The organism is Pseudomonas sp. TE6288 (genome assembly GCF_054062095.1).
The window spans coordinates 113484-131286 of the sequence record NZ_JBSSEW010000016.1; the positions used below are offsets into that span (position 1 = coordinate 113484).

The 17803-nt window shown below is 64.9% G+C and carries 15 protein-coding genes and 1 riboswitch; of the genes, 6 read left to right on the forward strand and 9 right to left on the reverse strand.

Annotated elements, in window-relative coordinates; genetic code table 11:
• Nucleotides 1-36 precede the first annotated feature (36 nt).
• Nucleotides 37-1167: a slipin family protein gene (locus ACVWY1_RS18165; protein ID WP_277502609.1), complete on the reverse strand. Its 1131-nt coding sequence runs from the start codon at nt 1165-1167 to the stop codon at nt 37-39.
• 600 nt (nt 1168-1767) lie between these two features.
• Here ACVWY1_RS18165 and rtcR point away from each other — a divergent pair.
• Entirely contained in the window at nt 1768-3357 is a 1590-nt protein-coding gene (gene rtcR / locus ACVWY1_RS18170) for an RNA repair transcriptional activator RtcR (protein ID WP_457378598.1), read from the forward strand.
• Here rtcR and ACVWY1_RS18175 read toward each other — a convergent pair.
• Both ACVWY1_RS18175 and ACVWY1_RS18180 read right to left on the reverse strand, forming a co-directional pair.
• Complete coding sequence (locus ACVWY1_RS18175; protein ID WP_457378599.1) at nt 3348-4064, reverse strand: hypothetical protein; 717 nt, start codon at nt 4062-4064, stop codon at nt 3348-3350. The two genes, rtcR and ACVWY1_RS18175, sit on opposite strands and share 10 nt — an antisense overlap.
• Nucleotides 4064-5248, reverse strand: coding sequence for an AAA family ATPase (locus ACVWY1_RS18180; RefSeq protein ID WP_430943920.1), 1185 nt, complete (start codon nt 5246-5248; stop codon nt 4064-4066). The genes ACVWY1_RS18175 and ACVWY1_RS18180 overlap by 1 nt, the downstream gene beginning before the upstream one ends.
• Before the next feature lie 510 nt (nt 5249-5758).
• A riboswitch (FMN riboswitch) is annotated at nt 5759-5900 on the forward strand.
• Between the two features lie 80 nt (nt 5901-5980).
• Here ACVWY1_RS18180 and ribB point away from each other — a divergent pair.
• On the forward strand, nt 5981-6631 hold the full coding sequence (ribB, locus tag ACVWY1_RS18185; protein ID WP_038707266.1) for a 3,4-dihydroxy-2-butanone-4-phosphate synthase: 651 nt from the start codon (nt 5981-5983) through the stop codon (nt 6629-6631).
• Nucleotides 6632-6719: 88 nt separating this feature from the next.
• Here ribB and ACVWY1_RS18190 read toward each other — a convergent pair whose 3' ends face one another.
• Genes ACVWY1_RS18190 through ACVWY1_RS18200 form a run of 3 tightly spaced genes read right to left on the reverse strand, consistent with a single transcriptional unit; the run spans nt 6720 to nt 10480 of the window.
• Nucleotides 6720-7913 (reverse strand): SGNH/GDSL hydrolase family protein, encoded by a 1194-nt coding sequence (locus ACVWY1_RS18190; protein WP_277502605.1) that lies wholly within the window; start codon nt 7911-7913, stop codon nt 6720-6722.
• A gap of 1 nt (nt 7914) precedes the next feature.
• Nucleotides 7915-9078, reverse strand: coding sequence for an SGNH/GDSL hydrolase family protein (locus ACVWY1_RS18195; protein WP_277502604.1), 1164 nt, complete (start codon nt 9076-9078; stop codon nt 7915-7917).
• Nucleotides 9065-10480 (reverse strand): MBOAT family O-acyltransferase, encoded by a 1416-nt coding sequence (locus tag ACVWY1_RS18200; RefSeq protein ID WP_277502603.1) that lies wholly within the window; start codon nt 10478-10480, stop codon nt 9065-9067. Before ACVWY1_RS18200 ends, ACVWY1_RS18195 begins: the two co-directional genes overlap by 14 nt.
• Before the next feature lie 220 nt (nt 10481-10700).
• Between ACVWY1_RS18200 and ACVWY1_RS18205 the strand changes: the two genes are divergently transcribed.
• The 4 genes from ACVWY1_RS18205 (at nt 10701) to ACVWY1_RS18220 (ending at nt 15880) form a co-directional block, all read left to right on the forward strand.
• Nucleotides 10701-10943 carry an exodeoxyribonuclease VII small subunit gene (locus ACVWY1_RS18205; RefSeq protein ID WP_011531978.1) on the forward strand — a complete coding sequence of 81 codons (243 nt, stop codon included), beginning with the start codon at nt 10701-10703 and terminating at the stop codon, nt 10941-10943.
• The gene (gene ispA / locus ACVWY1_RS18210; protein ID WP_277502602.1) at nt 10940-11827 is read left to right on the forward strand and encodes a (2E,6E)-farnesyl diphosphate synthase; all 888 of its coding nucleotides are present in this window, start codon (nt 10940-10942) and stop codon (nt 11825-11827) included. Before ACVWY1_RS18205 ends, ispA begins: the two co-directional genes overlap by 4 nt.
• A 169-nt stretch (nt 11828-11996) precedes the next feature.
• The gene (dxs, locus tag ACVWY1_RS18215) at nt 11997-13892 is read left to right on the forward strand and encodes a 1-deoxy-D-xylulose-5-phosphate synthase (protein WP_258599547.1); all 1896 of its coding nucleotides are present in this window, start codon (nt 11997-11999) and stop codon (nt 13890-13892) included.
• A gap of 110 nt (nt 13893-14002) precedes the next feature.
• The gene (locus ACVWY1_RS18220) at nt 14003-15880 is read left to right on the forward strand and encodes a TonB-dependent receptor plug domain-containing protein (protein WP_277502601.1); all 1878 of its coding nucleotides are present in this window, start codon (nt 14003-14005) and stop codon (nt 15878-15880) included.
• Here ACVWY1_RS18220 and ACVWY1_RS18225 read toward each other — a convergent pair.
• From ACVWY1_RS18225 to ribA, 3 genes are read right to left on the reverse strand one after another with little or no spacing between them, the layout of a single operon-like run.
• On the reverse strand, nt 15858-16670 hold the full coding sequence (locus ACVWY1_RS18225) for a cobalamin-binding protein (protein ID WP_111533278.1): 813 nt from the start codon (nt 16668-16670) through the stop codon (nt 15858-15860). The two genes, ACVWY1_RS18220 and ACVWY1_RS18225, sit on opposite strands and share 23 nt — an antisense overlap.
• Nucleotides 16670-17089 carry an MFS transporter gene (locus ACVWY1_RS18230; RefSeq protein ID WP_457378600.1) on the reverse strand — a complete coding sequence of 140 codons (420 nt, stop codon included), beginning with the start codon at nt 17087-17089 and terminating at the stop codon, nt 16670-16672. Before ACVWY1_RS18230 ends, ACVWY1_RS18225 begins: the two co-directional genes overlap by 1 nt.
• The gene (gene ribA / locus ACVWY1_RS18235; protein ID WP_023631163.1) at nt 17086-17703 is read right to left on the reverse strand and encodes a GTP cyclohydrolase II; all 618 of its coding nucleotides are present in this window, start codon (nt 17701-17703) and stop codon (nt 17086-17088) included. Before ribA ends, ACVWY1_RS18230 begins: the two co-directional genes overlap by 4 nt.
• Between the last annotated feature and the right edge of the window lie 100 nt (nt 17704-17803).

Below are 17803 nucleotides of genomic sequence, written 5' to 3' on the forward strand. Positions count from 1 at the left end.
CTTGTTCCTTGTTGCGTTACGTCGTGTCGCAAAGGGTCAACCCGCCTTGAGGCTGACCATGCCATTCAATACCTGATCCAGGCCACCGAACACCGAAATCCGGTCGATACGCTCGGCCACCCGCTCCAGGGTTTCCAGCTCCTTCAGGCGCAGGGCCGTCGGGTTGCCTTCCATCACCTTGGCGGTGTTGAGCAGCGAGCGGGTCGCCTGGGTTTCCTCACGCCGGCGGATCACGTTGGCCTGGGCGGCCTTCTCTGCTTCCACTACTTGCGCCAGCAGGGTTTTCATTTCGCCCGGCAGGATGATGTCGCGCACCCCCAGGCTGCTCACCTCCAGGCCACTGCCTTGCAGGTGCGCCAGCAGGTGCTCGGTGACGCTACCGTCGATGGACTGCTTGTCTTCCAGCAGTTCGTCGAGGGTGCGGGTGCCCACCGCGGCACGCAAACCGAACTGCAGTTCGCGGTACAGGTGCTCCACCGGTTTGCTCATCTGCCCGTGGGCGCCGAGCACATCGCTGTAACGCCAGTTGGCCACCAGGCTCAGGCGCAGGCTGACCTTGTCGCGTGTGAGGATCTCCTGGCCGTTTACCTCCAGTGCCTGCAGACGGGTATCGACCATCTCGACCACTACCTGGCTGCCGCAGCGCCAGTAGCCATGCCGGCCCGGCTCGAGCAATCCGACAACCACGCCGTCGATCTTCAGCACACCGACATGGAACGCCGGCACCAGTGCCAGCAGGACCAGCTCCGTACCGGCTACGCCGGGGCGGTTCAGGCGCACCACCAGCTCATCGTCCAGGCGCCGGCCCTTGTTCAGATCGATGCGCTGCAAGCCATGCTCGACCTGGCCTTTCCAGTACAGGCGGCGACTGTCCGGTGCCAGCAACTCGACCAGGCGGCCGTTCTCGAAACGCAGGCCGGCCTCGTGCTGCGCCAGGTCCATGGCTTCGAAATGCTGCTCGACCAGAGCTGGTTCATGCCCACGCAGGTACTGCGCCAGCGGGTGGTCGAACAGCGGGGATTGGAGACTGAAGGTGGTCACCGTCAGCCGGTCTTGCCAGTCGAAACGCTGGTACTGGCCAGGCTCGAGAATCGACACGAAGTCGCCTTCGCTCATCAGCAGGCCACGTTCGTTTTTCTTCACCACAAAGCGTTTCAACAGTTTCATCTTGCTCATCCTTTTATCAATGTCCTTGGTTGCAGGGGTCGCTGACTCACCGAGCGCCGTAGGCGAAGCCTGGCGGAGTCCGGGGCCGGGAGCGCTTGCTCCGGCGGCCTCCATCGTTGCGCCAGGCCCGGCCGGCGGGCCGGGTGGGCCAGCGGTGGCTCAGGCGTCCTTCGCAAAAGCGGACCATCCTGGCCCTGGTTGCGTTGCCTGTGCCCCACCTGCGGGTGTTGCGGTTGTAGCTACCGTGGAGGGTAGTGCCGGGACTTGGCCCGGCGAGCGCCTCGCAAGCCTGTTTACAGGCTTGCGCCGCAATGACCGTTCGTTGCAGCGGCGGCATGCACGACACCAACACCTGAGGGTGGGTACGTGCACCGGCGGGGGTTGATATCCCCTGACCCGAGGGCCTGCCTGGCGATGCAGTCGAGAGGGATATAGCGAGCGGCGTGCCAGGTTTTCATTCGCTCTTGAAGAAATCGTATAACTAATTGATTTATAAGCATTTATTTTTATTTAGTGTTAGCCGATACATTACAACGCGTCTACCCGATTTCATTTTTCGTATATCCTGCGATACACATTTATCTTTTTGGATAAGCACGGATGACCAAGCCCCTCGTCGCCATCGGTTTTCTCGGCACCACCCTCGACCGCAACGGCAAGGGTGCGGCGCGCTGGAACAAGTGGCGGCCAACCATCGGCCTGTGCCAGCAACCCGACCTGCCCCTGGACCGTCTGGAACTTATCCACGGCCCCGGCGCACGCGACCTCGGCCTGGCCGAGCGAATCCGCGCCGACATCCAGCAGGTCTCGCCCGGCACCGAGGTGCGCCTGCATCCTCTGGCGCTGCGCAACCCGTGGGATTTCGAGGAGGTCTACGGCGCCCTGCACGACTTCGCCAGCGGCTACAGCTTCAACACCGAGCACGAGGACTACCTGGTGCATATCACCACCGGCACCCACGTCGCGCAGATCTGCTGGTTTCTGCTCACCGAGGCGCGCTACCTCCCGGCGCGCCTGGTGCAGACCTCGCCCTCGCGCAAGCACGACGAAAACAGCGACCCGGCCGGCATCGCCACGCTGATCGACCTCGACCTGTCGCGCTACGACCCGATCGCCTCGCGCTTTCGCCGGGAACAGGTCGAGGGGCAGTCGCTGCTCAAGTCCGGCATCGCCACGCGCAACCCCGGGTTCAACCGCACCATCGAGCAGATCGAACGGGTCGCCCTGCGCTCCAAGGCGCCGATGCTGCTGGTTGGCCCGACCGGTGCCGGCAAGTCGTTCCTGGCCCGTCGCGTCCACGAGCTCAAGCGCGGCCGCCACCTACTGGGCGGGCGCTTCATCGAGGTGAACTGCGCCACCCTGCGCGGCGACGGCGCGATGTCGACCCTGTTCGGTCACACCAAGGGCGCTTTCACCGGCGCGCAGAACGCCCGCGACGGCCTGCTGCGCGCGGCCGACGGCGGCATGTTGTTCCTCGACGAGATCGGTGAACTGGGCGCCGACGAACAGGCCATGCTCCTCAAGGCCATCGAAGAAAAACGCTTCTTCCCGCTGGGCGCCGACCGCGAGGTGGAAAGCAACTTCCAACTGATCGCCGGCACCCACCGCGACCTGCGCGCCAAGGTCGCCGACGGCTCGTTCCGCGAAGACCTGTTCGCCCGCATCAACCTGTGGACATTCGGCCTGCCTGGCCTGGCCGAACGCCGCGAGGACATCGAGCCGAACCTCGACTTCGAGCTGCAACGCCACGCCCGCGAACAAGGCCGCCAGGTGCGCTTCAATCTCGAAGCCAAGCGCCGCTACCTCGCCTTCGCCCACGCCAGCGAAGCACGCTGGGCCGGCAACTTCCGCGAGCTGTCGGCATCGATCACGCGCATGGCGACCCTGGCCGACAGCGGGCGCATCGACGAGGCACTGGTCGAGGAAGAGATCGCTCGGCTGCGCTATGCCTGGGGCCTGGGATCGGCAACCGAGCCGCTGCTGGCCGGCCGCGAACTGGACCTGTTCGACCAGGTACAACTGCAGGCGGTGATCGATGTGTGCCGCCGCGCCCAGAGCCTGTCCGAGGCCGGGCGCCAGCTGTTCGCGGTATCACGCCAGGAGAAGGCCAACCCCAACGACGCCGACCGCCTGCGCAAGTACCTGGCGCGGTTCGGATTGGATTGGCAGCAGGTGAAGGGTCAGGGGTGACCGTTGAATTGATCCAGTACGTGATTCAAGCGTGTACGGAACTCATCGAAGCTAGGCATTGTGATACGCAGGGGGTCGATATCGCCGTTTTCAATGGCTTCGACCAACTCCTGCGCGCTACTCCTACCATTACGTGCCGCATCCAGCATCGGCTTGAGCGGGGCAGGCGCGTCATCGTTTCCAGGGGCGCTCTCCAACTGTGCGCAATGCTCGTACTGAGGATCCCTGCACGCGCAGAGCAGCCACGCTTCGGACTTTGGCTGCGGAATCATCGGCACGCCCAACGATGAACCACCAGATTCGAAGCCATCCAGCATTGACCGCCATTTGGCGCGCCACTCCCTGATGGATACGGTGTCGCTGTCTCGGAACAGGACCGGAACCACCATCCTATCCGCCTGCATCTGACGCTCGACAGATAGAATGGCTAGACGCTGCGCATTCTCGTAGAAGAAGTTCGTTTCCTGCTCTTTGCGCTTTCCAGGCGCCCGAAACTTGCGGCCTGAATTCTTTTCCTTCGCCTCTACGAGCGCTCGCTCGGAGATGAACTCGATCATTTCACACAGCAGTGCTGAGTAGTCACATCGATGTTCGAACAAGCGGTCTATGACATGAGTCATCGGCCCTGGCCTAAATACCCAGCCTTGCTCACCTGGCACATCCACACCAATATCCGAAGGCCCTTCTCCACTAACGAGCAGCAGCATCAGTGCTCTCCCTGAGCCAGCTTTTTGGTCAATGCAACAAGGTTGGTATCTACAAAGACCTCACCCGGCCCCATGACCCTCAACTTCTCGGCCATCGCCGGTATTCCGAAGAACGCAATAGCCCGGGTCCGCCCATCCTGCATTTTGTAGATCAGTTGCACCCCTTCGCGTGCAACTTCATCCTCGAGGTAGTTCAACACCATTGGGCTGTGCGTGGTCACCATGACTTGCTGGGGGGTGTTCACAAGGTGATCGAGCAAAAACTCGATCACTTCGGGGTTGATGCCATTTTCAACTTCATCAAACAGCATGAACTGGTGATCGGACAAGGTTTCGGCAAGGATCGCCATCAGGCGCAACATGCCATCGTTCATGTGCCGGGCTTCGGTACTGAAGCGATGATCGGCATAGCGCTCTTGGATGCTTAGCGACTTCCAGCCTGCACGCAAGGCCGACAGGTCGATGGCCTGGACCTGTGGATAAGGCCCCCCCAACAATTCGAGCAACCGAAGTTTGCTGGCTTCGGGCAAGGCGTGGAGAAATGAAGAAAACTTTTCGCCTGCAAAACCCAGCCCGCCATCAGCCTCACGTGACTTGCGGCGTAAATGCTGAGGTGACAGGGCATCCAGCGACGTGATCGTCGCGATAAAACGTTTGAACAGGCGCAACTGCGGGCTCACACTTTCTTCCTTGAGTTGCGAGAGCAAAGACCCTTGGTACTCGAATGCGATGTCCCCCGTCAGCCAAGCCCCCAACCCGTTCTGGTCCACTACAAACCGGCCGTCGTCGACCTTCATGACCACGGTGTCGTCAAGCTCGATACTTTCCTGGGTACAGCGCAGCAACGAGCGATTGAAACTTCCTCGCCATACCAACGCTGAGTTATCCAACGTGCAGCGCAGCTCGAAAGTTATATTGCTGGTCTTGCCTAGCTTGGACTTGAGGTCAGTCGCCTTCCACTCCCGACTCTTCAACCAGCCCGTAAGATCGCCACGCATCTGTTGCGACAGGAAGTCCATCGCCTGAAGAATTGTCGACTTACCGGCACCGTTCAACCCGATCAGACAGGTGAACTTGGTCAGTGATATCGAAAAACCAACCAGCGACTTGAAGTTGTCGATGGTCATGCGCTTGAGCTGAATCACTCCTGCACGCGATGTTTTCAACGGGTCACGCTCGGTCATGTCTAGTGTCTTCCCAGGCCCTGCAAATTCGCATGCCAAACGATAAACCTTTTTGGCTCAGGCGTCCCGCCTTCACCGGCCTTGGCCGCTTAACAGCGCGCATAAGCCGTAGGACGTTTCCCAATCGGAAACCAAATGCTTCGAGCCAAACAGGCTTGGGAAGTATCCTACGCGACTTGCCGAAGCTCCTCTGTTGTCGGGAAATCACCTCAGGAATAACGTCCCTGAGTCGCGATGTTTGCGGCCGGGTGTGAGAACGTTGATGAGTAATCGAGCATGTCCTATGGCAGCCGTGCACGGGCAGACTTCGGTCTAGCCGAGTTTTCTTCACTCCCTCGGTTTCTCTCTTGCCCGCTGCATGGACTTGAGACATCGCTGCCTGGCACGGGCTACACCCGTGTTCGCAGGACAAATCGGGGCGCCGAACCGCCGCTCCCACAGGGATTGAGGAAAGACCGGCATCGACTTAAGCAGGGCTTGCCAGCGAATGGTCGGTTTGCGGTATGCTCCCCGGGTCTTCAGGGCGGGGTGAAAGTCCCCACCGGCGGTAAATCGAAAGATGAGCCCGCGAGCGCCCCGGCCATGCCGGGGGTCAGCAGATCTGGTGAGATTCCAGGGCCGACGGTCATAGTCCGGATGAAAGAAGGCGTTTGGCAGGGGCCGTCCAGGCGCCCTTGCGCGCGCATTTTGTTCGCCCCGAGACGTTCATCGATCATTCACGAGGAGCGTTTCATGTCCACCCCGCTTAACAAGCAATTCCCCAACGTCAGCGCCGCCATCGCCGCCTTCCAGGCCGGGCGCCCGGTGCTGCTGCTCGACGACGACGACCGCGAGGACGAAGCCGACATCGTCGCCGCCGCCGAGAACCTGTCGCTGCAGACCATGGCCATGATGATCCGCGATTGCAGCGGCATCGTCTGCCTGTGCCTGGACGAAGCCACCGTCGACGCCCTGCAGCTGGCGCCGATGGTGCAGAACAACCAGGCCCGCCATGGCACCGGTTTCACCGTCACCATCGAAGCGGCCGAAGGGGTCAGCACCGGCGTGTCGGCCCAGGACCGCATCACCACCATCGAAGCCGCGCTGCGCTCCACCGCGCAACAGCGCCATATCGTCAGCCCAGGGCATGTGTTCCCGCTGCGCGCCCGTGACGGCGGCGTGCTGACCCGTCGCGGCCACACCGAAGGCTCGGTGGACCTGGCCCGCCTGGCCGGCCTGCGCCCGGCGGCGGTGCTGTGCGAACTGATGAACCCCGATGGCAGCATGGCCCGGGGCGAGCAGGTGGCGGTGTATGCGCGGCAGTACAACCTGCCGGTGCTGACCATCGAGGAGCTGGCGCGCTATCGCGAGGCGATGGTTGAGCTGGAGGCCGAGCCGGCCTGATCCAAAGGCATCGCGGGGCAAGCCCGCTCCCACGCCAAGTACCAAGGTGCTTCGTGGGGGCGGGCTGGCCCCGCGATGAGGCCAGGCCTCAACGCAACCCCAACGGCCCCTTCAGATACTCATACAACCCCGCCGCACTCTTGCGATAGCCATCGGCTGTCAGATGGACAAGATCAGGCCGCGCCAGCCCCTGCGCTTGCCAGCCGGCGATCGAGCACGGCCCGCCCATAAACCCCTGCCAATCCCAGAACAGCGCCTTGTGCTTGCGCGCCATCTGCTTCTGGATACGGATCACCGAGGCCAGCGGTTGCGGCTGGCGCGCCGCGCAACTGCGCGCCTTGCGCTGCTTGATCGAGTCCGGCGGGCCGACCAGCAGTATCGCCGCCTGTGGCAGGTCTTTGCGCACGCCCGTAAGGGTCGCCTCCAGCTGCGCCTGGTACAGCGCCAGGTCGAGCTTGTCGTCGAACGCCTCATTGGTGCCGTAGGCCAGGATCACCAGGTCCGGCCGCACGGCCTTGAGGCTGTTGCGCCAACCCGCCTGCCACTTGTCCACCACCTCCAGGCGCGCGCCGTTGATGCCCAGCGTCGAATAGATCACCCCGGCATTCTTCTGCCCCTGCAGGTACCAGCCACCCAAGGCGACGCCACGGCCACCCTCCACCGTCAGTTGCACCGGCAGGCCGACATTGGCGAACGCCGGGCTGAAGCGCCACTGGCCGTTGCTAGCCGGCAACACCCGGCGCTGGCCGCCATTGACCAGCAGGCTGGCACTCCCGCTGGACTGGTACAACGCCGAGACCTTGTAGCGCTGGCGGTCCTCGTCCCGCGCTTGCAGCATCACGCTGGAACGGTTGGCCTGCGGCAGCGACAGGTAGCCGCCCAGCGGAAACTGATGGCTGTGCTGGTTGCGCGCCGACACCAGCTCCCACTGGCGCTTCTCGCTCTTGATGATCACCCGGTCGTTACGGATCCCCGGCACCGGCGAGGCCGGCACCAGGCCAATGCCACCGTCGCCGTAGCGTGCCTGCAGCAGGCGGCGCAGCTCGCCGCTGAACAGGTCGGCGGCGGTGTGCGAATCACCCAGCTGGACGATGGCAACCGGGGCACGCCCGGCATTGCGCAGCTTGCCGGCGAGCAGGGCGACGTTGCCGTCCTGGCGGCTGGCGGGCGCGGCGGTGGGCCGCGCCGCGGGCTGGGCGCTCACGCTGTTGGCGCCGGTGCTGCAACCCGGCGCGGCGCTGATCAGCAGGGCCAGGCCCAGCAGGTGATGCCATTGGCGCATCTCAATGTCCTGTTACGGTCAGGCCTGGAAAGCTGATCAGCGACAGTATCTGCTCGGCGATCATCTTCTGGCCTGTGATGGTGAAATGAATGCCATCGTCGACCCGCACCTTCACCCGCTTGCCCTGCGCGGTCTGCACCGTGTACGCGAAGCTGGCGTCGGCGTAGCCGAGGATCGGGTTGGCCGACACGTAGTACTGGCCGTACAGCGCGGTCTGCTCCTGGTAGAGCCCGCTGAGGTAACCCATGGCGGTGGACAGCCGCGCCTTCTCCATGTTCGGCGGTCCGACCCAGATAACCTGCACGTTGTGCGTGCGGGCCTGCTCGAGGATCGAATCGATCCGGGCGCGATAGGCCACCTCCCATTCCGGCGACTTGAAGCGCAGGAACGGCTTGCCTTTGCCCTGGGGCATGTCCCACGGGTCGTTGGGGCCGAGGAACACTACCATCAGGCGCACGTTCGGTTCGTGGTCGAGGGTCTCGGCCACGGTCTTCGGCCAGTTGAAGAAGCCCGGGTAGGCAAGGCCGGTGCTCTGCTTGCTGAGGTTGACGGTGCGGATCTGGTAACGCTTGCGCAAGCTGTTGGCCAGGTGCGGGGCAACGCCCTGCATCAGCGAATCGCCGACCAGGAACACCTCGTCACCAGCGGCCAGGGAGGCCACGGTGCCCGGTTGCAGCAATACCGGCGCCGGGGCTGGTGCTGGAGTTGCCGCTGGCATTGGCACTGACGCCGGCACTGCCGCGACGGACGGGGTTACAGCGACGGGCGCGGGCACGTGAACAGGCGCCGGCGTGTGCGCCGCACCGTGCGGCAGCGGTTTGGCCAGCGCCGCCGGGGTCTGCAGGTCGACCGTGACCACCGGCATCGGCGCGGGCAGCACCTCGGGCAGCGGCGCTTCGGCTACCTGCGGCGCCGGCTGCAGGCGCTCGAGCAGGTCGTCACGGCGGGCCTCCAGCAGCGCCGTCAGTTGCGCCCCCATGCGCCAGGCCGGCATCTGGCCCAGCAGCGGGATTTCGCAGCTCTGGTGGTACTTCTGCTGGCAGTAGAGTTTGATCGAGTCCTGGTTCAGCCAGAACAGCAGCGCGGTGGTGACCACGATCGCGTACAGGCAACGGGCAGCGCCCATCTGTACCTGGAACAGCTGTTTGCTATCAGAAGCTTGCATAGATAAACCCCGGCACGCCCGACTGCGAAGCGAAAATCACCAGCGACACACCGACCCCGAGCGGGATCGGATACAGCTGCCACGGCAGGCGCTGGAAGGCCGCGCCACTCTGGCGCAGCAGCGCCAGCCATTGTGGATAACTGGCCACGAACAGCACGCAGGCCAGCAGCATCAGGCCAGTGACACTGTTCAGGCCCGCCAGGCTGAGCTGGGCGATGTCGCCGAGCATCTCCAGCGCGCCCTCCAACGTCGGGCTGCGGAAGAAGATCCAGGCAAAAGCCACGTAGTGGAAGGTCATCAACCGCGCCAGCAAGCCCGATCCCGGCAGGTTGGCGAACCCTGGGCACCACTGGCTGAACAGCTTGGAGATGGCCAGGCCCACGCCGTGCAGTGCGCCCCAGATGATGAAGTTCACGCTCGCCCCGTGCCACAGCCCGGACACCAGCATCGCCAGCAGCATGTTCAGGTTGCCGCGCCATACGCCCTGGCGGTTGCCGCCCAGCGGGATATAGACGTAGTCGCGGATGAAGCGCGACAGGCTGATGTGCCAGCGCCCCCAGAACTCCTTGAGGTTGTGTGCGGCATACGGCGCGTCGAAGTTGTCCGGCAGGCGGAACCCCAGCAACAAGGCGATGCCGGTGACCAGGTTGGTGTAGCCGCTGAAGTTGAAGTAGATCAGCAGGCTGTAACCGTACACGCTCAACAGTACCTGCTCGGGGGAGGCGCTGCCCGGGGTGTCGAACACCGGGTCCACCCACTCGCTGCCCAGCCAGGCACTGAGGAAGAACAACTTGACCACCGCCATCGCGATCAGCCCCAGTGCCCGCTGCGGCTCCAGCACCTGGCGCATGGCCGGCGGGCGGATCTGCGGCAGCATGTGCAGGGCGCGGTTGACCGGCCCGGCCACCAGGCTGGGGAAGAACGCCAGGTACAAGGCCAGGTCCAGCGGCGCCGACGGCGTCAGCTCGCGCCGGTTGATCGACACCAGGTAGCTGACCGAATGGAAGGTATAGAACGACAGCCCGATCGGCACCAGCACTTCCAGCAACGGCAGCGCCACGTCGAACCCGGCGGTGGCCAGTGCGGCCTGCGCGCCTTCGACGAAGAACGCCTGATACTTGAACAGGTAGAAACAGCCCAGCACCAGCGTCAACAGCAGCACGCGACTGAACCAGCGTCCAGGGTAGCGCCCCGCCAGCAGGCCGAGCAGGTACACCAGCACGCTGTAGCCCAGCAGGATGTAAAGCGACTGCAGGCTGAAGCTGGCCACCAGGCCATAGCTGGCCGTCAGCAGCAGCAGGTTCTGCAGCCGGACACTCCAGCACAGGCTCCAATAAAGTATGAAGAACAGCGTGAAACAGAGGCCGAATTCGATCGAGAGGAAGCTCACAACGTAGTCCATTACATGACGTCGGGGAGGGAAGCCGCTGGCCCACGGGCCAGAGCGCGCGGATTATGGCAGAGGGCCGCCACCCCCACAATTCCATTGCTTCGCAGATTGCAAGATGGCTCACATCGAACAAGTGCAACAAAATGCGACGAACGATAACCCTGCGTGATTTGCTCCCCCTGCCCCGCTCTGCTAGTGTCGCGCCGTTCTGAACACCACCGAGACCGTCGCCATGGCCCGCAAAAAAGCCTCCATCGATTTCGAACAATCCCTCGCCGACCTGCAAGCCCTGGTCGAGCGCCTGGAGAACGGCGAACTGTCGCTGGAAGAGTCGCTGGCCGCCTTCGAGCAAGGCATCGCCCTGACCCGCGATTGCCAGGGCGCCCTGGCCCAGGCCGAGCAGAAGGTGCAGATCCTGCTGGAGCGTGACGGCGAGCTGGCCGCGCAGCCATTCGATGCGGAGCCCGAGGCATGATCGCCCAGTACCAGGCGAGCGCCCAGGCCCGGGTCGACGCGGCGCTCGAACCGTTGTTCCAGGCTCCCGCCAAGGAGCTCGAGCGCCTCTATGCCGCCATGCGCTACAGCGTGATGAACGGCGGCAAGCGCGTGCGCCCGCTGCTGGCCTACGCCGCCTGCGAAGCCTTCGGCGTACCGGCGGAGCAGGCCAACGGCGCCGCCTGCGCGGTTGAGCTGATCCACGCCTACTCGCTGGTACACGACGATCTGCCGGCCATGGACGACGACGACCTGCGCCGCGGCCAGCCGACCACCCACAAGGCCTTCGACGAGGCGTGCGCGATCCTCGCCGGCGACGGTTTGCAAAGCCTGGCCTTCAGCGCCTTGCTCGATCCGCGCCTGAGCCCGCAGCCCGACGCCATCCGCCTGCAGATGGTCCAGGCCTTGGCCAAGGCGGCCGGCCCTGCGGGCATGGTCGGCGGGCAAGCCATCGACCTCGGTTCGGTCGGCCTGAAGCTCGACCAGAAAGCCCTGGAGTACATGCACCGGCACAAGACCGGCGCACTGATCGAAGCCAGCGTGCGCCTCGGCGCCTTGGCCAGCGCCCGCGCCGGGCAGGTCCAGCTCGATGCGCTGCAGACTTATGCACAGGCCATTGGCCTGGCGTTCCAGGTGCAGGACGATATCCTCGACGTGGAGAGCGACACCACCACCCTGGGCAAACGCCAGGGCGCCGATATCGCCCGCGACAAGCCGACCTACCCGGCCCTGCTCGGCCTGGAGGCGGCCAAGGCCTATGCCCTGGAGCTGCGCGACCAGGCGCTGGCCGCGCTGGCAGGCTTTGCCGAGAATGCCGAGCCACTGCGGGCGCTGGCCCGCTACATCGTCGAACGCCGCCACTGATCAGCGCCGCTGCCGACACACCAGCGCTCACGGACAACGCGATACCTGGGGGAGCCGGCTTGCCGGCGATGGGGTGCGCCGCAGCCCCCGCTCAACACCCGACTGAATGGGCAGCTTTTCCTACAATGGGGTAAACTGCCGCGTCTTCACACCTATAACGACTCGCCTGATGCCCACGACGTTTCAAGAGATCCCCCGCGAACGCCCGGTCACGCCGTTGCTGGACCGCGCCGACACGCCCGCCGGCCTGCGCCGGCTGGCCGAAGCCGACCTGGAGACCCTGGCCGACGAGCTGCGCCAGGACCTGCTCTATACCGTTGGGCAGACCGGTGGGCATTTTGGTGCGGGCCTGGGCGTCATCGAGCTGACGATCGCCCTGCACTACGTCTTCGACACCCCGGATGACCGGCTGGTGTGGGACGTCGGCCACCAGGCCTACCCGCACAAGATCCTCACCGGCCGGCGCGAGCGCATGCTCAGCCTGCGCCAGAAGGACGGCATCGCCGCCTTCCCGCGCCGCAGCGAGAGCGAGTACGACACCTTCGGCGTCGGCCACTCCAGCACCTCGATCAGCGCCGCGCTGGGCATGGCCATCGCCGCCCGCCTGCAGAACGACCCGCGCAAGTCGATCGCGGTGATCGGCGACGGCGCGCTGACCGCCGGCATGGCCTTCGAGGCGCTGAACCACGCCCAGGAAGTCAACGCCGACATGCTGGTGATCCTCAACGACAACGACATGTCGATTTCGCGCAATGTCGGCGGCCTGTCCAACTACCTGGCCAAGATCCTCTCCAGCCGCACCTACGCGAGCATGCGCGAAGGCAGCAAGAAAGTGCTGTCGCGCCTGCCCGGCGCCTGGGAAATCGCCCGCCGCACCGAGGAGTACGCCAAGGGCATGCTGGTGCCGGGCACGCTGTTCGAGGAGCTGGGCTGGAACTACATCGGCCCGATCGACGGCCACGACCTGCCGACCCTGATCGCCACCCTGCGCAACATGCGCGACCTCAAGGGCCCGCAGTTCCTCCACGTGGTGACCAAGAAGGGCAAGGGCTTCGCCCCGGCCGAGGTCGACCCGATCGGCTACCACGCCATCACCAAGCTGGAGCCGGCCGACAAGCCGGTCGCGCCGAAGAAGACCAGCGGCCCGAAATACGCCTCGGTGTTCGGCCAGTGGCTGTGCGACATGGCCGCCGCCGACAATCGCCTGGTGGGCATCACCCCGGCGATGAAGGAAGGCTCGGACCTGATCGACTTCAGCGAACGCTACCCGGAGCGCTACTTCGACGTCGCCATCGCCGAGCAGCACGCGGTCACCCTGGCCGCGGGCATGGCCTGCGAGGGTGCCAAGCCGGTGGTGGCGATCTACTCGACCTTCCTGCAACGCGCCTATGACCAGCTGATCCACGACGTGGCGGTACAGGACCTCGATGTGCTGTTCGCCATCGACCGCGCCGGCCTGGTCGGCGAGGACGGCCCGACCCACGCCGGCGCCTACGACCTGTCCTACCTGCGTTGCATCCCCGGCATGCTGGTGATGACTCCGAGCGACGAGAACGAGCTGCGCAAGATGCTCAGCACCGGCCACCATTACAAGGGCCCGGCCGCCGTGCGCTACCCACGTGGCACCGGCCCCAACGCGCCGATCAGCGGCGACCTGGAGCCCCTGGAAATCGGCAAGGGCGTGGTCCGCCGCCAGGGTGGCAAGGTTGCCCTGCTGGTGTTCGGCGTACAGCTGGCCGAAGCCCTGCAGGTGGCCGAGCAGATCGACGCCACCGTGGTCGACATGCGTTTCGTCAAGCCTCTGGACGAGGCGCTGGTGCTGGAAATGGCCGCCAGCCATGAGTTGCTGGTGACCATCGAAGAGAATGCCATCATGGGTGGCGCCGGCGCAGCGGTCGGCGAGTTCCTCGCCCGCGAAGCGGTGGTCAAGCCGCTGCTGCACCTGGGGCTGCCGGATATCTATGTCGAGCACGCCAAGCCTGCGCAGATGCTGGCCGAGTGCGGGCTGGATGCGGCAGGGATCGAAGCCTCCGTCAAAACCCGAATGGCCAAGCTCGGCCTGTAAGGCCATATCTCGGGGCAAGTCGCATCGGCGCGCCGCCGCTCCCACGATAACTGCGTGGGAGCGCCGGTGCGCCGATGCGACTTGCCCCGCGATTGCAATGGAACTGCCCCATGAAGATCCGCGCCCTCCCCCTGCTCTGCCTCCCCGCCGCCACCCTGGCAGCCGAACCTTCCCGCGACGACGCCCTCAAGCTCCCCGACGTGCTGATCAGCGCCAGCCGCCAGGTCGAGTCGCGTACCGCCACCAGCGCCGCCAACACGGTGTTCACCCGTGCCGACATCGACCGCCTGCAACCCAGCAGCGTCACCGATCTGCTCGCCCGCGTGCCCGGCGTGCAGGTCGCGCCCACCGGCGGTCGCGGCAGCCTGCCGGGCATCTTCGTGCGCGGCACCAAGGCCGCCCAGACCCTGGTGCTGGTTGATGGCGTGCGCATCGCCAACACCACCTCCGGCGACAGCGGCCTGCAGTTTCTCGGCATCGACCAGATCGAACGGGTGGAGGTGCTGCGCGGTTCGCGCTCGGCGGTTTACGGCAGCGACGCCATCGGCGGGGTGATCCAGATCTTCACCCGGCGTGGCGAGGGCCAGGGCCTGCAACCGCGCCTGCGCCTGGCAACCGGCAGCAACCAGACCTGGCAGCGCAGCCTGGGCCTGTCCGGTGGCGATGGCGCGACCCGCTTCAACCTCGGCGCCAGCCTGGACGAGACGGCCGGCATCGATTCGACCGGGCCGTCGTATGCCAGCGATGGCGACCATGACGCCTATCGCAACCGCTCTTTGAACCTGAGCTTGAGCCACAGCTTCAACGAGCGCTTCGAAGCGGGCCTGAACCTGCTCGACAGCCGTGGGCGCAGTGAATACGACAATCCTTATGGGCGGCTGGATGAATCCACCTATCTGAGTTATCCACAGCAGCCCTACACCGATTTCAGTGTCAGCAGCCTGGGCACCTGGTTCGACGCCCAGCTAAGCGACACCTGGCACTCCAGGTTGGAACTTGGCCACAGCGAAAACCGTGACGACAAGCGCGACAAGATGAGCGACGAGCGCTTCATCTACAACACCTACCGTGATCAGGTCACCTGGCAGAACGACTTCACACTCGACGAGCGCAACCAGCTGATGCTGGGTGGCGACTGGTACCAGGATCGCTTCCACGGTACGGCGAACTTCAGCGAGGACAGCCGCTGGAACCGCGCAGCCTTCGCTCAATATCGCTTTGCCGGGGACAGCTTCTCGAGCGAACTGGGTGTACGCCAGGACCGTAACCAGCAATTCGGCGACCAGACCACCTGGAATGCCAGCCTCACAGTCCCGCTGAACCCTCGCAACGACGTGCTGCTCTCCTACAGCGAAGGCTTTCGCGCCCCGACCTTCAACGATCTCTACGATGTGAAGTACGGCAACCCGGACCTGCGCCCCGAGCACTCGAAAAGCTACGAACTGCAATGGCGCAGCCAGCTGGCCAGTGAGACACGGCTGGAAGCCTCGCTGTATCGCACCGACCTGCGCGACGCAATCAACTACGACCCCGAGCGCAGGCGACCCGGCAATGTCGAAAACGCGCGAATCAATGGCATGGAACTGTCGCTGCAACAGGAATGGGCCGGCTGGACCTCTCAGCTGGGCCTGAGCCTGGTCGACCCGCGTGACCGGGAAAGCGGCCATACCCTTCAACGCCGCGCTCGTCGCACGTTGAGCCTGGATGTGGATCGACAATTTGCTCGCTACAGCGTGGGCGCCAGCTGGCAGGCTGTCAGTGGCAGCTACGACGATCCGTCCAACAACCGGCGCATGGGGGGCTATGGGTTGCTCGGCCTACGTGGCGGCATGGCCCTGACAGACGAGGTGAGGGTGGATCTGAAGCTGGACAACCTGCTGGACAAGCAATACAGCCGCGTCCTCTACAGCTACGACGGCAGTTGGCACGGTTACCGCGAAGAAGGACGCACCTGGCTGTTGAGCCTTACCTGGACACCGGCGCTCTAGCATCGAGCAACGCACACAGCCGAGCAGTGGCCTCGATCATCTGCCCGCTGGGCCGCTCCAGGCCTTTGTCCGGCACCACCAGCAAGCGCTCGCCTTTCACGGCGCTCAGCCGCGGCCAGTTGCGCCAACTGGCCAGTTGCGCCTCATCGCCCGCCAGGATCACCTCGGGGTCGCGCAGCAACACCGACTCCACGCTGACCTGCGGGGCGGGCTGGGCCAGGTCATCGAACACATTGCGCGCCCCGCACACGCGCAAGGCGTCGCTGACCACCTGGCGGCCACCCAAGGTGTACAGCGGCTTGTCCCAGACCTGGTAGAACACCCGCAGCGGCGCCTCACGCCGGTAGCGGTCGCGCAGCCCCTGCAACCGCTCACGCAGGCTGGCGGCATAGGCGCGGCCTTGCTGGTCACGGCCAATACGTTGGGCGATGGCTTCGATCTGGTCGATCAACTGGTCGAGGTTGCCGGGCTCGCCGCTGAACGTGGCGATGCCCAGGCGCCTGAGCTGGTCGCGCTGGGCCGGCGGCACGCTGCCGGGCCACAGCAGCAAGAGGTCGGGCTCGAGGCTTAACAGGCGCTCCATGTCGAGCTGGCCATGGCGGCCGACGGAAGGCAACCGGGCCAGCGCCGGCGGACGCTCGCCGCCATCGAGCACACCGACCAGCAACTCGCCGGCTCGTAGCTCCAGGACAATCTCGGTCATCGACGGCGCCAGGCTGACCACCCGCGGCGCGGCCTCGGCCACGGCGCCGAGACACAGCAGCAAAAACCCGGCGAACAGCGCCCGCATCAGCCGAGCTGGCGTGGGATGCGATAGAGGTACAGCAACACCACGGTGGACAGGGCGAGGAGAATCTGCGGTACCGCCTCCAACCCGACCAGCACCGACAGCGCGGCAACCCAGGCCGGGAAGCAGGCGAACAGCATAGCCAGGCGGCGCACGCGGGCCAGCTCGATCCAGGCCGCCGGTTCTTCGGCGCTGCCCAATACCTTGTCGCTGGCGATCAACGCCCGCTTGTACGCGCTGAAGCGCGGCAGGCTGAGGAACATGCTGGCGGCACCGGCGATGAACAGCGGCATGGCCAGCACCGGGATCAGCGCCTCGCCGTCACCAAAGGCCCAGGCCATCACCGGCAGCGGCAGCAACCCCACGGCCAGGTACTGCCACCAGGCCAGCGCCAGCCGCCGCTTCACCTCTGTGCGAGTCACGCCTGGGGCACCTCGCCCTGGTGCTTGTTGCCCATCATGTGCCCGAGCTTGTCGGCCTTGGTGGCCAGGTACAGGCGGTTGTGCGGGTTGTGGCCAGTGTGCAGCGGTACGCGCTCGGCGACCTTGATGCTCATGTCGGTCAGGGCCTTTACCTTGCGCGGATTGTTGGTCATCAGACGCAACGACTTCACGCCCAGGTGCTCGAGCATCGGCAGGCACATGGCGTAGTCACGCTGGTCGGCGGCGAAGCCCAGGCGCTCGTTGGCCTCGACGGTGTCGGCACCGCCGTCTTGCAGTTCGTAGGCGCGGATCTTGTTCAGCAGGCCGATGCCACGGCCTTCCTGGCGCAGGTACAGCAGTACGCCACGGCCTTCACGGGCGATGGCCTGCAATGCAGCCTCCAGCTGCGAGCCACAGTCGCAACGCTGGCTGAACAGCGCATCGCCAGTCAGGCACTCGGAGTGCAGACGCCCCAGCACCGGCTCGCCGTCGGCGATATCACCCAGGCTGAGCACCACGTGCTCGCGGCCAGTGGCTTCGTCGAGGAAGCCATGCATGGTGAAGGTCGCAAAGGGAGTCGGGAGTTTCGAGGCGGCAACAAAGACGACGGGCACGTTGTGCTCCTGGGCAGTAGGATTTTTCAGATCGGTCGATTGTATCAGCAGCCCGGCGCAGGTGCGCAGGAGGAATATCGTGGCTTAAGATCGAAAAGTT